The sequence below is a fragment of the Sulfitobacter sp. PR48 genome, from assembly GCF_028807335.1.
GTDB lineage: Bacteria > Pseudomonadota > Alphaproteobacteria > Rhodobacterales > Rhodobacteraceae > Sulfitobacter.
The window spans coordinates 1-13318 of the sequence record NZ_JARAMM010000007.1; the positions used below are offsets into that span (position 1 = coordinate 1).

Below are 13318 nucleotides of genomic sequence, written 5' to 3' on the forward strand. Positions count from 1 at the left end.
GAGCCTGAGCCTGAGCCTGAGCCTGAGCCTGAGCCTGAGCCTGAGCCTGAGCCTGAGCCTGAGCCTGAGCCTGAGCCTGAGCCTGAGCCTGAGACGATACCGGAGCCAGCGCCACAGCCGATACCGGAACCCGCGCCGCAGCCGCTGCCTGATCCGACCCCGCCGCCAGGGGTGCCGCAGCCGCAGGATCCGACACCGCCGCAAGAGCCCTTGCCGCCCGAGGCCCCGCAGGAAATCCCACAGGATGATCCGCTGCCCGAGGTCACGCCAACAGCTGATCCGGTGCCGACCCCGGCGGCACCTGCACCGCTGCGCAGCACCATGACCTCGGTCGCGCCGGAACTGGCCGAGACGGTCAGCGAACCGGTCAGGAAAGGCGGGCTTCTGGGCCGTCTGATGGGCCGCAGCCCTGCGCAGAAAACCGTCGTGCGCCGGGTGCTGGACGATGACATGCTCGAACAGCTTGAGGAATTGCTGATCACCGCGGACATGGGGGTCGATACCGCGCTGCGGGTCACCGCCAATATGGCCGAGGGGCGTTTCGGGCGGAAACTTTCCGTCTCTGAAATCAAGCAGTTGATGGCCGATGAGATCACCCGGATCATGGATCCGGTGGCGCGGCCCTTGCCGATCTATCCCAAAACGCCGCAGGTGGTGCTGGTGGTGGGGGTGAACGGATCGGGCAAGACCACCACCATCGGCAAACTCGCCAGCCAGTTCCGCGCGGCGGGCAAGAAGGTGGTGATCGCGGCCGGCGATACCTTTCGCGCGGCGGCGGTGGAACAATTGCAGGTCTGGGGCGAACGTGCCGGCGTGCCGGTGCTGACGGCGGCGCAGGGATCGGACCCGGCAAGCCTGGCCTTTGACGCCATGGGCAAGGCGCAGGAAGACGGCGCCGATCTGCTGCTGATCGACACGGCGGGACGGTTGCAGAACCGGGGCGACCTGATGGAGGAACTGGCCAAGATCGTGCGTGTGATCCGCAAGAAGGACCCCAGCGCGCCGCATAACACCCTGCTGGTGCTGGATGCGACCACGGGCCAGAATGCGCTGAACCAAGTCAAGGTGTTTCAGGAGATCTCCGATGTTTCCGGCCTGGTCATGACCAAGCTTGACGGCACCGCCAAGGGCGGCGTGCTGGTGGCCCTGGCGGACAAGTTCGGCCTGCCGATCCATGCCATCGGCGTGGGCGAGCAGATCGACGATCTGTCGCCCTTCGACCCGCAGGAATTTGCCGATGCGCTGGTGGGCTACGAACGATGACGGTCAATCATCCTGCTCTTCTGTGTCCAGCGGCGCCTGTTTTTCGACCCATGTCACAATGGTGAGCACCAGAAGCGCCAGGACGGTCGCCAGCACCGCCAGCGGAATCCGCCCTGCGCCGCAGCACAGGCCAATTGCCCCGGCCAGCCACATGCTGGCCCCGGTGGTCAGGTTCTTGACGGTGCCGCCTGAGGTAAAGATCGCTCCCGCCGCCAGAAAGGCGACACCGGCAGTGACCGCCTCGATCAGGCGCAGGGGATCCACCCGCTTGGTCTCGTTGCTGCCGAAATCCAGCGCGGTGATCTCGAAGGCGACCAGGATGAAGATGCAGGCGGCCAGCGAGATCAGCATATGCGTGCGCAGGCCCGCCGGTTTGGTCCGCCATTCGCGTTCCAGCCCGATGACCGCGCCAAAAACCAGCGCGGTTGCCATGCGCAGGGCCGCAACCGGCATCGGAACCTCCGAGAAGGTATTGGTCAGATCCGCGAAGATTGTTTCGTACATCGGGGTGCCTTTGTCGTGAACACGCATGACTGTAACGGTTCCGGACCGGCCCCGGTTCCGGGGATGCGCCCATGACCGACTGGCTGCTTTCCATCGAAGGGACCGCTGCCGGGCATCAGATGGCGCTGTTCCTGGCCTTGTCCGCGGCTGTGCTGCATGCGGTTTTCGGCGCCTTGCAGAAAGGGCGTCACGACCCCTGGATGACCCGCGGCGCGATTGATTTCTGCTATTGCGCGATGGCCGCGCCCTTTGCGCTTTTTGTGGTGCCCTGGCCCGAGCCGCATATGTGGGTGATCTTTGTCGGGGCCTGGGCGATACATATCGTCTACAAGCTGCTGCAGGCCTGGGCCTATACCAAGGGGGCCTATACCGTCGTCTACCCGGTGGTGCGCGGCACCGGGCCGCTGTTCGCGGTGATCGGGGCCTATCTGATCTTTGGCGAACGCTTTACCGGGGTGCAATGGCTGGGCGTGGCGGTGCTGCTGTCTGGGATCTTTGGCCTTGCGGTCTATAACCTGCGCAAGCTTGAGGCACAGCGCGACACGCTGAACGCGGCGCTGGGGCTGGCGGTGCTGACCGGGCTTTTCGTGGCGCTTTATACCACCTTTGACGCCTATGGCATCCGGGCCACGGCGAATCCCTTTACCTTCCTGGCGTGGTTTTTCATGATCGACGGGCTGGTGATGCCTGTCATCGCGGCGCTGCGCTGGCGGCGGATGGACGAACCGCCCGAACCGGGGCCGCTGATGCTGCGCGGGCTGATCGGCGGGCTGGTGGCCTTTGCCAGCTTTGGCGCGATCATGATGGCCACAAGGCTCGACAAGGTGGGCGAGGCGGCCGTGCTGCGCGAGACATCGACAGTCTTTGCCGCCGTGATCGGCGTAGTCTTTCTGAAAGAGACGGTCGGCCCGCGCCGGGTGGCACTGATGGCATTGATCGCAGCGGGTGCTGTGATAGTGGAAATGGGCGGATAAAGGAGCAGCAGGACATGGCGCGCAGGGAAGTGAACCCGTTTGTGAAATCGGCCCTCGAATACGGGCCGATCCTGTTGTTTTTTATCGCCTATCTCAGGCTCAAGGACCGGACATTCAGCATCGGCGGGACCGATTACGAGGGGTTCATCGTGGTGACCGCCGCCTTTATCCCGCTGCTGGTCGCGGCGACCGGGGCGATCTGGGCGCTTACCGGCAAGCTGAACCGGATGCAGGTGGCCACCGTGATCCTGGTGGTGGTGTTTGGCGGGCTGTCGGTCTGGCTGAACGATGACCGGTTCTTCAAGATGAAACCGACGATGATCTACCTGCTGTTTGGCGGCATCCTCGCGGTGGGGCTGCTGCGCGGGCAATCCTATCTGAAATACGTGATGGAAGAGATGATGCCCTTGCAGGACCGGGGATGGATGCTGCTGACCCGGCGGCTGATGTTGTTTTTCTTTGGCCTGGCGGTGGCGAATGAGCTGATCTGGCGCAGTTTCGCGACCGAGACCTGGGTCTATTTCAAGACCTTCGGCCTGCCTGTGGCGATGTTCGCCTTTTTCATGATGCAGGGGAAGTTGTTTCAGGACTACGGGGTGGAGAAGGACGAGGGCTGAGGTGCCGGACTTTTTGAAAAGTCCGGTTCGTTTTCTTTGAAGAAAACGGCGGCGGCTGCGGGCGTTTGCAGGGGTGCCGTATCGGGTCTGCGTCGTGGTGAGATGCACCGATGCAGGTGGCATTGTTCTCTGGCGTGTGGAGCGGGCTGAGGTGCCGGACTTTTTGAAAAGTCCGGACCGTTTTCTTTGAAGAAAACGGCGGCGGCTGCGGGCGTTTGCCGGGGTTCCGTATCAGGCCTGCGCCGTGGTGAGATGCACCGATGCGGGGGGCATTGTTCTCTGGCACGGGGCGCGGGCTGAGGTGCCGGACTTTTTGAAAAGTCCGGTTCGTTTTCTTTGAAGAAAACGGCGGCGGCTGCGGGCGTTTGCAGGGCTAACGTATCAGGCCTGCGCCGTGGTGAGATGCACCGATGCAGGGGGCATTGTTCTCTGGCGCGGGGAGCGGGCCGAGGTGCCGGACTTTTTGAAAAGTCCGGACCGTTTTCTTTGAAGAAAACGAAACCCGTGGCTAAGGGCGTTTGTCAGCGTGCAGCGCCCGGCCGGCCTGCACAGCGGGGCGCGCGCCCATCACCCCGAGCCAGCGCGCCATATGCGGCTTGTCCTCCAGGCTCTGCTGCTGACCCTCCCAGAGCGACGCCCAGCCCCAGATCGCGAAATCCGCAATCGAGACGAAATCCCCCGCCACGTATTCATGCAGCGCAAGCTGCCTGTCCAGCACGCCGTATAGCCGCGCGGTCTCTGCGCGGTAGCGGTCCTTGGCATAGGGGATGTCCTGCGGCGGATCCTTTTTCGGGGCGAATTTCAGAAAATGATGCGCCTGACCCGCCATCGGGCCCAGACCGCCCATCTGCCACATCAGCCATTGGTCCACCGCGATGCGTTCACGCTCCGTCCGGCCGCAGAACAGCCCGGTCTTGCGCGCGAGATATTGCAGGATCGCACCGGATTCGAAGATCGAGATCGGCGCGCCGTCGGGGCCTTCGGGATCGACAATGGCGGGCATCCGGTTGTTGGGCGCGATTTTCAGAAAACCGGGGTCGAATTGTTCACCCGCGCCGATGTTCACAAGATGGGTTTCATAGGGCAGGGCCATCTCCTCCAGCGCGATGGAGATTTTCCAGCCGTTCGGCGTGGGCCAGTAGTAAAGGTCGATCGGGGCGGTCATGGGGTGGCGTCTCCTGACAGGGGCCAGGTCATCATGCCGGTTTTGCCGCGAATGCCAAGGCGGGACCAGCGCGGATCTGCCTGCGCCGGAAGGGCATTGCGCAGCAGGTCGAAGGGCAAGGCCCCCGGGGCCACAAGGAAACGGGCATAAAGCGCCATGGTGCCCGGCCTGCGGTAGCTGGAGTAATGGCAGACGGGGCGGCGCGTCGGGGCGATGGGCAGGCCAAGGCCCGCCAGCCCCCGCAGGCTTGCAGGGCAGTCCAGTTGCAGGTTCACGACATTCGGGGCCAGGATCCCCTGACCCAATGCGCTGCCGTCCTGCTGCCCGGGCGCAATCATGCGTTCAAAGAGGAAATCGAAAACGTCGTTTTCCCGGCTGGTGACGTTCAGTAGTTCCACCTGGCGTCCTGCCGGCGTGTCCAGCGCCGCTGTTGCCCGCTGGCTGAAGCTGGCCCCGGTCAGCAGGGCGATCCGCCGGATTGCGCCTGCGTCGCTGTGTTCCAGCGCGCTGAGCGCCACTTCGGCCCCCAGCGAATGGGCGATGATCTGAAGCGGCCGGTGCGGCGCTCTGCGGTGCACTGCGCTCAGCAGTCTTGCCAGTTCCACCCCGACCCGCTGTGCGCGGTCATGGACCTCGTGCAGCCATCCCCGTGCCGCCCATCCCACGGCCAGGCCCAGCGGGCCCTGATCCCGGTCCAGTCCCAGGCCCCGGGCCCAGTTGTCGCCGCCCGCAAACAGGGTCCGGTGCGGGCAATGTCGCCCCAGGCCGGGCGCATATTTGTACCCGTGCAGCATCACCACGATTGGCCCCTGACCCGCCGCCGCGCGGCGCATGACGGCCGCAAGGGGGGCGGTGTCGCCATCCCGGGGGATCGGCGCCTCCGGCAACGCGAGATTGAGGTGCATCACGGCCATGCGGGGCCTCTTGCCACTATATCTGGTGGGTGCTTGGTGACGCAAACATATGTCACAGGGATTACCCGCAGGTTACGCCACCGTGACGATGCGCCGGCGCAACAGGCCGGCCGCTTTTGCGCACTTGACCTGACCGGAGCCGCGCAGTAGCAAGCCTGCGTGGTGATTTGTTACCGGATTGCGGGCCACGACGGGCCAGACCCGTCAAGAACTGCTAAAAGGTCGAGGAAAGACTCCTTTCGCTTGACCGCGTCTGGAGTTTTTTATTGCCCGCAAGGCCGGGCCGGAAGGATAACACATGAGCAAAGACTGGCACCCCAGCACCCGCGCGGTTCACGCGGGCACCCGCCGCAGCCAATACGGCGAGGTCAGCGAAGCGGTATTCCTGACCCAGGGCTTCGTCTATGACAGCGCCGAACAGGCCGAGGCGCGGTTCCAGGCGCTGGGCGAGGATGAATTCATCTATGCCCGCTATGGCAACCCGACCGTGCGCATGTTCGAGGACCGCATCGCGGATCTGCTGGGGTATGAGGATTGTTTCGCCTGCACATCGGGCATGGCGGCCGTCAGCGGGGCGCTGACCGCGCTGGTCAAGGCCGGTGACCATGTGGTGGCCTCCCGGGCGCTGTTCGGATCCTGCCTTTACGTGCTTGAGGACGTGCTGGCGCGTTTCGGGGTCGAGATCACCCTGATCGACGGCACCGACAACGCCGCATGGGATGCCGCAATCCGCCCCGACACCCGTCTGGTCTTTTTCGAGAGCATTTCGAACCCCACGCTGGAAATCGTGGACATCCGTCATGTGGTCAAGGCGGCCCATGCGGTCGGCGCGCTGGTGCTGGCCGACGATGCCATGGCAACCCCGGTGTTTTCCTATGCGCAGGCCTGTGGGGCGGATATCGCCATTGTCTCTACCACCAAACATGTGGACGGGCAGGGGCGGATGCTGGGCGGGGCGATCTGCGGGCCGCGCGAGCTGATCCGGGGCCCGATCGAGGCCTATATGAAACACACGGGCGGGGCGATGAACCCCTTTACCGCCTGGACCCACCTCAAGGCGCTGGAAACCATGAGCCTGCGCGTGCGCGCACAGGCGCAGACCGCCCATGAACTGGCCGAAGCGCTGACGGGCCATCCGATGGTCGAAGCCGTGCGCTATCCGACCCATGCGGGGCATCCGCAGCAGGAGCTGGCACTTGCGCAGGCACCTGCAGGGGGCACTGTCCTTGCCTTTGAGGTGAAGGGCGGCAAGGAAGCCTGCTTCCGTTTCCTCAATGCGCTGGAAATCATCACGATCTCAAACAATTTCGCCGATGCGAAGTCGATTGCGACCCATCCGGCGACCACGACCCACCAGCGCCTGCCGCAGGAGCAAAAGGACACTTTGGGCATCTCGCCGGGTCTGGTGCGCCTCTCTGCGGGTCTGGAACATGTGGACGACCTGATTGCGGATCTCATGCAGGCGCTGACGGTCTGAGCATCCGGCGTGTCGGGTTTCGCCACGCAGCCTGCCGGAAATGCGGTATCTTGATTGGTAATCCGGTCAAGGCACCCTAAATTGAGCCTGCAAGGACAAGGGGAGCCTGAGCCATGAATGCGATCACATCAGTTGAAAAAGCACCGGAGCGGTCTGACGCGGAAAAAGCGCTCGGCGTTTTGAAGGCATGGGCCAGCACCGCCAGCCCGGAAGAGGTGGCAGCCCTTGATCCATCGGTCTCCCGGCTGTTGTCCGATGCACCGGAATATCCGGTGTTCCGGCGCGACTACCCGGATGATTTCGCGGTGGGAGAGGTCTATAAATCCACGCTCCCCGACCTTCAGAACGGCCCCAGCAGCCTGATCCGGGGGGCGCAGCAACAGATCCAGCACGTCGGCATCTCCAATTTCCGGCTGCCGATCCGTTTTCGCACCCGCGACAATGGCGATCTGACGCTTGAGACATCGGTGACCGGTTCCGTCAGCCTTGAGGCCGACAAGAAGGGCATCAACATGTCCCGCATCATGCGCAGCTTTTACAAACATGCGGAGGCGACCTTCAGCTTTGAAGTGATCGAAAAGGCGCTGGACGATTACAAGGCCGATCTCGACAGCATGGATGCGCGCATCCAGATGCGGTTTTCCTTCCCGATGAAGATCGAAAGCCTGCGTTCCGGCCTGTCGGGTTATCAATATTACGATATCGCCCTGGAACTGGTGGAAAAGGGCGGGCTGCGCCAGAAGATGATCCACCTCGATTATGTCTATTCCAGCACCTGCCCCTGCTCACTGGAGCTCAGCGAACATGCGCGCGCCACCCGGGGGCAGCTGGCCACGCCGCATTCGCAGCGCTCGGTCGCGCGGATATCGGCGGTGATCGACTGCGCCCGCGAATGCCTGTGGTTCGAGGATCTGATCGACGCCTGCCGCCGCGCGGTGCCGACGGAGACGCAGGTGATGGTCAAGCGCGAGGACGAGCAGGCCTTTGCCGAGCTGAATGCGGCCAATCCGATCTTTGTCGAGGATGCGGCACGGCTGTTCTGCGAGCAGTTGCAGCGGGACGGGCGGATCGGTGATTTCCGGGTGATCGCAAGCCATCAGGAAAGCCTGCATTCGCATGATGCGATTTCGGTCCTGACGGAGGGTCCGACCTTCGAGATGGCCAGCATCGACCCCAAGCTGTTCAACACGCTTTTCCACGTCGGCTGACCATCGAAGGCAGCAGCGCGCGGCAGGGTCTGCCGGGCGTTGTCGGCGGACGGTTCGTACCGGCCTATTCGCTGTCACCGCTGAGGAAAGACAGGATCACCCCGGAGATTTCCTGATGGATGGTCTGGCGGGCCTCTGCTGAAAACCCGCAGAGCGCCGCATCTCCGTCTTCCTCGATCAGGATATCCGGTCCGGCCCTGGTGCAGGCCGCGAAGGCATCGAAGGCAGATGATCCAGGGATTTCAACAGCCTGGGTGAACTTCTGATCCCCCGACGCGTCATCGGAACCGCCCAGAGAGATCCGCAGGCTGCGCAGATCGGCAGGGGGGGCAGTGAGAAGGGCCGGATATTCCGGGTTGACCGCAATCACCGAGGTGACGCGGGGATCTCTGCCCATGGCTGCCAGGCCTTCCGCGCTGGTGTCCGACAGCGCCGCGCCCCCGGCAGCGTACCACCCGCAATCCGGCCCTTCTGTTGCGTCCTTGGCGGTGCAGGACCGCATGTAGCCCGGAACATCCAGTTCCGCGCCTGCGATGGACAGGGCGGCGGTTGCGCCAAGTGCAAATCCCGCCGCTGTAATCCTGCTCTCGTCAACACGTGCGCCCCAGGTGTCGTCCGCCAGCAGCAGATCAATGGCGCGGCGCATATCCTGCGGTCTTTGCCATATTTCGTTAAGGGCAATCGCCGCGGTCTCCGGACGTGGTGCATTCACCTCGACCACGACAAAACCTGCGAGGGCGATGGATGAACTGAGCCAGGCGCCGGAGTCTCTGGCGGATCGCAGACCACCGTGGGACATCACGACCAAAGGATGCGGCCCGGCTGGAAAGGCGGCGTCCGGGGCGGCCGGAACCCCTTGGAACACGGGATTGCCGCCGATAACGGCCGATGGCTGCGCCTCAGTCGGATACCAGATGGTCAGCGACAGGGGCCGCGCCTGTGCGGAGGTTTCATGGAGATGTGCAACACCGGCAGTTGTTTCGGCAAGGCAAGGGGCGGCGAGCAACATCAGTGCCAAAGTGAGGCGGAATTTCATGCGGCGGCTCCGGGTGCGGGATAAAATACAGGGCCGCTCTATCAGGCTTTTCTGGCAATGACAGCTTTCTACATGCGGATTTTCTGCATCTTGACCGGGGGGCGATCCGGGCAAAACCGGCTTTGGTCACATTGCTGACCCCGCTCACCAATCAATGTAGTCATGCCTGTGCAAAGCCGGAGACTGCCCTGTGTGACTGGCGGGCATTAGATCAGCAGCGCCGGAAAATCCGGTGTCCGGTTTGCGCGGCCCGCACCAGAGGCGCCCCATACAGCATCCAAGCCCTGCAAGGCGGGGCGTCCCGCTATGCATTTTTGGCGGTACTCCCCGACAGCCGGCAGGCCTATCTGGGGGTCAGGGAAGAGACAACAAGGATTAAAGGCACTACAAAATGACCTACCAGACCACCATGACAACAAATGGCTTCGGCACCTCCGCACGGGCGGTGTTGGCACATGTCGGTGCGTTCTTCAGCATCATCGGGAAATCCATGATCGCAAGCTCAACCGGCCAACGCCGGCTTGATGAGGTAACTGCGCTGCAGGCCAAATCAGACGCCGAACTGGCCGAGATGAACATCAAGCGCGACGACATCGTGCACCACGTCTTCAAGGACCTCTACGGCTTCTGAGGCGAACGACATTCAGTTGCCAAAGCGTCATGCGAAAAACCTGAAACATGTAACGCTGCCTGAAATCGGAGATTTCAACGCGTTCCGTGATGCATGATGCTTCAGGACTTTCGACAGACGCTATAGATCAACGGCCCGGAGCCGTGCCGCCCAAAAAGCCGCACGCCGGGCCGTTTTCATGTCCGGGGGGTTGATTGCTTGACACCGCCAGTGCCAGACGCCAACGCTGCCGCATGATGGATTTGCGCCCTGTCGGTTATGTTGTCGGCCTCCTTGTGGGGGTACTGGGCCTTGCCATGATCGTGCCGCTTCTGGTGGATCTGGCCGAAGGGCGCGGCCATGTCATCGTCTTTGTCGAAGCCGGGCTGATCACCACGGCGGCAGGCGGCATGATGGCGCTGGCCTGTGCAAACGGGGTCCGGCAGGGGCTGACCATCCAGCAGACCTTTCTTCTGACCACCGGCGTCTGGGTGATGCTGCCGATCTTCGGCGCCTTGCCCTTCATGCTGGGCGAAACCCAGTCCAGTTTCACCAATGCGGTCTTCGAGGCGATGTCGGGTCTGACCACGACAGGGGCCACGGTGCTGACCGGGCTGGACGTGCTGCCCAAGGGGCTGCTGCTGTGGCGCGGCATCCTGCAGTGGCTGGGCGGGATCGGCATCATCGTCGTGGCCATGGTGTTCCTGCCCGAACTCAAGGTCGGGGGCATGCAGATCTTCAAATCCGAAGCCTTTGACACCTTTGGCAAGATCCTGCCCCGCGCGGGGCAGATCGCCACCCAGATCGCGGTGATCTATCTGTGGCTGACCGTGGCCTGCGTGCTGAGCTATCTGGCCCTGGGCATGAACACCTTCGATGCGACCGTGCATGCGCTGACCACCATCTCCACCGGGGGCTTTGCCAATTACGACGCCTCCTTCGGTCGGTTCACCGGCGCGCCGGAATATGTGGCCAGCCTGTTCATGGTCCTCGCCGCGATGCCCTTTGTACGCTACGTCCAGCTGATCAACGGCAACCCGCTGGCGCTGCACCGCGATCCGCAGGTGCGTGGTTTTGTCCTGACCATCGCCGTGCTGGTCCTGGTGATGGTCCTGACGCTGCAACATGTCTTTCCGCACCATCTGGAACAGAGCTTTCGCGAGGCGCTGTTCAACATCACCTCGATCATCTCGGGCACCGGCTATGCCTCGGTCGATTACATGACTTGGGGGCCCTTCGCGGTCGCCCTGTTCTTTTTCATCGGGCTGATCGGCGGCTGCGCCGGTTCCACTGCCTGTTCGATCAAGATTTTCCGCTATCAGCTTCTGTTTGCCTCGATCCGTGCGCAGTTGGGCCGGATCCGGTCGCCACATGCCATTTTCACCCCGCGGTATGACGGGCGGCCCGTGGGGCCGGATGTGCTGTCGTCGGTGATGTCCTTCTTCATGTTCTTCGTGGTGACACTGGGCCTTGTGTCCGTGGCGCTCAGCATGACGGGGCTGGATTTCGTCACTTCGGTGTCCGGGGCAGGGGCGGCACTGGCCAACATCGGCCCCGGTCTGGGTGATATCATCGGGCCTGCGGGCAATTTCAGCAGTCTCAACGATACCGCCAAATGGATTTTGATCTTTGCCATGCTGCTGGGCCGGTTGGAGCTGATGGTGGTTTACGTTCTGTTTACGGTAAGTTTCTGGAGGGCCTGATGGCTGATACGACGACGCGGCCATTGGGTGCGCAGATTTCACATATGCTCAAGGATCGCGGGGTCGATGTGATCTTTGGCATTCCCGGGGTGCACAATCAGGAAATGTACCGGGGCATCGAAGAGGCGGGCATCACCCATGTGCTGGCGCGCCACGAACAGGGGGCGGGTTTCATGGCCGACGGCTATGCCCGGGCCACCGGGAAACCGGGGGTGGCCTATGTGATCACCGGGCCGGGCCTGTGCAACATCATGACGCCGATGGGGCAGGCCTATAGCGACTCGGTGCCGATGCTGGTGATCTCATCCTGTCTGGACGAGGTGGCGGCGCGGCGTGGGCAGTTGCACCAGATGAAGGACCAGCGCGGCGCGGCGGAAACCGTCTGCGACTGGTCGGAGGAGGCGCGCACCGCCGGGGCGGCCTATGCGCTGGTTGACCGGGCATGGGCCGAGTTCAGCGCAAGACGCCCGCGTCCCAAGCACATCCAGGTGCCGATTGCACAGCTGGAGGCGACGGCAGCCGCAGCACCCGCGCCGATGCCGCCAACCCCGGTTGCGGGGGGACGGCCGATGGACATCGAAAAAGCGCAGCAGCTGCTGGCCGGGGCGCGCAAGCCGATGTTCATTTTCGGCGGGGGCGCGCGGGCAGGGGCCGATGCCGCCCGCAAGCTGGTGCGCAAACTGGGCGCGGCCAGCTTTACCACCTATGCCGGACGGGGGGTGATCGACCCCGACGCACCGCTGCATTTCGGCAGCTACCTGTCGCGGCCCGAGTCTGCCGGGGTGATCGCGCAGGCGGATGCCGTGATCGCCATCGGCACGGAACTGGCCGAGGTGGATCTGTGGCGCGCGCAGCTTGGCCATGACGCACCGATGTTGCGGGTCGATCTGGATACCGAAAGCCTCACCGACCCGGCGCGCGCGGCCTGGCACGTGCCGTCTGACGCTGCCGGTTTCCTCGCTGCCCTGGAGCGGGCCCTGGAAGAGGAAACCCCCCGGAGCAGCGGCTGGACCCCGGAGGAGGTCACCCGGGCGCGGCACAAATGGCGTGCCGAGGTGGATGCGGAATATCCCGGTGTCCTGCGGGTGGCCGAGGCCTTGCAGGCCTGTCTGCCGCAGGATGCCATGATCTATTCCGACATGACGCAGTTTGCCTATGCCGCGAAAGAGGTCTGGAACATGGACCGCCCGGGCCACTGGCACCATCCATATGGCTTCGGGACGCTGGGCTATGCCCTGCCTGCGGCCATCGGCGGGGCCATCGGACGGCCCGGCCTGCCGACACTGGCGATCATGGGGGACTATGGGTTCCATTATACCATGGCCGAGCTGGGCGTGGCGGTGGAACTGGGGCTCAGCCTGCCGATCATCCTGTGGGACAACGGAAAGCTGGGCGCGATCGAGGCCAGCATGGTGGGGGCGCAGATTGCGCCCAACGCGGTGGTCGCGCGCAACCCCGATTTCATGAAACTGGCCGAGGCATTTGGCGCGGGGGCGGTGCGGCCGGCGGGCCTGTCGGAACTGCAGACGGCCGTGGCGGCGGCGTTCCGGGCGGATGGCCCGACGCTGATCTACGTCACGCCCGACATTGCAGATTGAGACGATTTTTTTGAAAAAATCGGTCCGGAGTTTTTGAAAACTCCGTTTGTGGTGTCATGAAAATGACCTGGGTTTGTCGGTGCGGGGCGGTGGCGTGGGCTGCTTTCCGGGCCGATGGCCCGATGCCGGTCTACGTCACGCTCGACATCGCAGATTGAGACGATTTTTTTGAAAAAATCGGTCCGGAGTTTTTGAAAACTCCGGTTGGGGTGTCACGAAAATGGCCGGGGCTTGTCGGTGCGGGGCGGT

Annotated in this window: 12 protein-coding genes; 8 read left to right on the plus strand and 4 right to left on the minus strand. The window is 63.4% G+C overall.

From position 1 onward, the window contains the following. Nucleotides 1-1263 (plus strand): signal recognition particle-docking protein FtsY (gene ftsY / locus PVW51_RS10610; RefSeq protein ID WP_274575018.1); only part of this gene is annotated, 1263 nt, incomplete at its 5' end. Between the two features lie 3 nt (nt 1264-1266). On the opposite strand, the gene PVW51_RS10615 is transcribed toward ftsY, so the two are convergent. Continuing rightward, on the minus strand, nt 1267-1767 hold the full coding sequence (locus PVW51_RS10615) for an MgtC/SapB family protein (RefSeq protein WP_274575019.1): 501 nt from the start codon (nt 1765-1767) through the stop codon (nt 1267-1269). 71 nt (nt 1768-1838) lie between these two features. Between PVW51_RS10615 and PVW51_RS10620 the strand changes: the two genes are divergently transcribed. Next, complete coding sequence (locus tag PVW51_RS10620) at nt 1839-2741, plus strand: DMT family transporter (protein WP_274575020.1); 903 nt, start codon at nt 1839-1841, stop codon at nt 2739-2741. 14 nt (nt 2742-2755) lie between these two features. Continuing rightward, a complete protein-coding gene (locus tag PVW51_RS10625; RefSeq protein WP_274575021.1) occupies nt 2756-3358 on the plus strand; it encodes an inner membrane-spanning protein YciB in 603 nt (200 codons plus the stop codon). Between the two features lie 508 nt (nt 3359-3866). Here PVW51_RS10625 and PVW51_RS10630 read toward each other — a convergent pair. Beyond that, complete coding sequence (locus tag PVW51_RS10630) at nt 3867-4523, minus strand: glutathione S-transferase N-terminal domain-containing protein (RefSeq protein WP_274575022.1); 657 nt, start codon at nt 4521-4523, stop codon at nt 3867-3869. Next, complete coding sequence (locus PVW51_RS10635) at nt 4520-5437, minus strand: hypothetical protein (protein WP_274575023.1); 918 nt, start codon at nt 5435-5437, stop codon at nt 4520-4522. The genes PVW51_RS10630 and PVW51_RS10635 overlap by 4 nt, the downstream gene beginning before the upstream one ends. A 298-nt stretch (nt 5438-5735) precedes the next feature. Here PVW51_RS10635 and PVW51_RS10640 point away from each other — a divergent pair, with 298 nt between their 5' ends. After that, on the plus strand, nt 5736-6914 hold the full coding sequence (locus PVW51_RS10640; RefSeq protein WP_269363801.1) for an aminotransferase class V-fold PLP-dependent enzyme: 1179 nt from the start codon (nt 5736-5738) through the stop codon (nt 6912-6914). 113 nt (nt 6915-7027) lie between these two features. Further along, nucleotides 7028-8122, plus strand: a complete 1095-nt coding sequence (gene folE2, locus PVW51_RS10645; protein WP_274575026.1) for a GTP cyclohydrolase FolE2 — start codon at nt 7028-7030, stop codon at nt 8120-8122. 64 nt (nt 8123-8186) lie between these two features. Here the strand turns inward: folE2 and PVW51_RS10650 are convergent, their stop codons facing one another. Then, nucleotides 8187-9158 (minus strand): alpha/beta hydrolase family protein, encoded by a 972-nt coding sequence (locus PVW51_RS10650; protein ID WP_274575027.1) that lies wholly within the window; start codon nt 9156-9158, stop codon nt 8187-8189. Nucleotides 9159-9549: 391 nt separating this feature from the next. On the opposite strand from PVW51_RS10650, the gene PVW51_RS10655 reads away from it, so the two are divergent. The 3 genes from PVW51_RS10655 (at nt 9550) to PVW51_RS10665 (ending at nt 13069) form a co-directional block, all read left to right on the plus strand. Further along, nucleotides 9550-9789: a hypothetical protein gene (locus tag PVW51_RS10655; protein WP_269363796.1), complete on the plus strand. Its 240-nt coding sequence runs from the start codon at nt 9550-9552 to the stop codon at nt 9787-9789. 233 nt (nt 9790-10022) lie between these two features. Further along, complete coding sequence (locus tag PVW51_RS10660; protein ID WP_274575031.1) at nt 10023-11471, plus strand: TrkH family potassium uptake protein; 1449 nt, start codon at nt 10023-10025, stop codon at nt 11469-11471. Next, nucleotides 11471-13069 carry a 5-guanidino-2-oxopentanoate decarboxylase gene (locus tag PVW51_RS10665; RefSeq protein ID WP_274575032.1) on the plus strand — a complete coding sequence of 533 codons (1599 nt, stop codon included), beginning with the start codon at nt 11471-11473 and terminating at the stop codon, nt 13067-13069. The genes PVW51_RS10660 and PVW51_RS10665 overlap by 1 nt, the downstream gene beginning before the upstream one ends. The last annotated feature ends 249 nt before the right edge of the window (nt 13070-13318 follow it).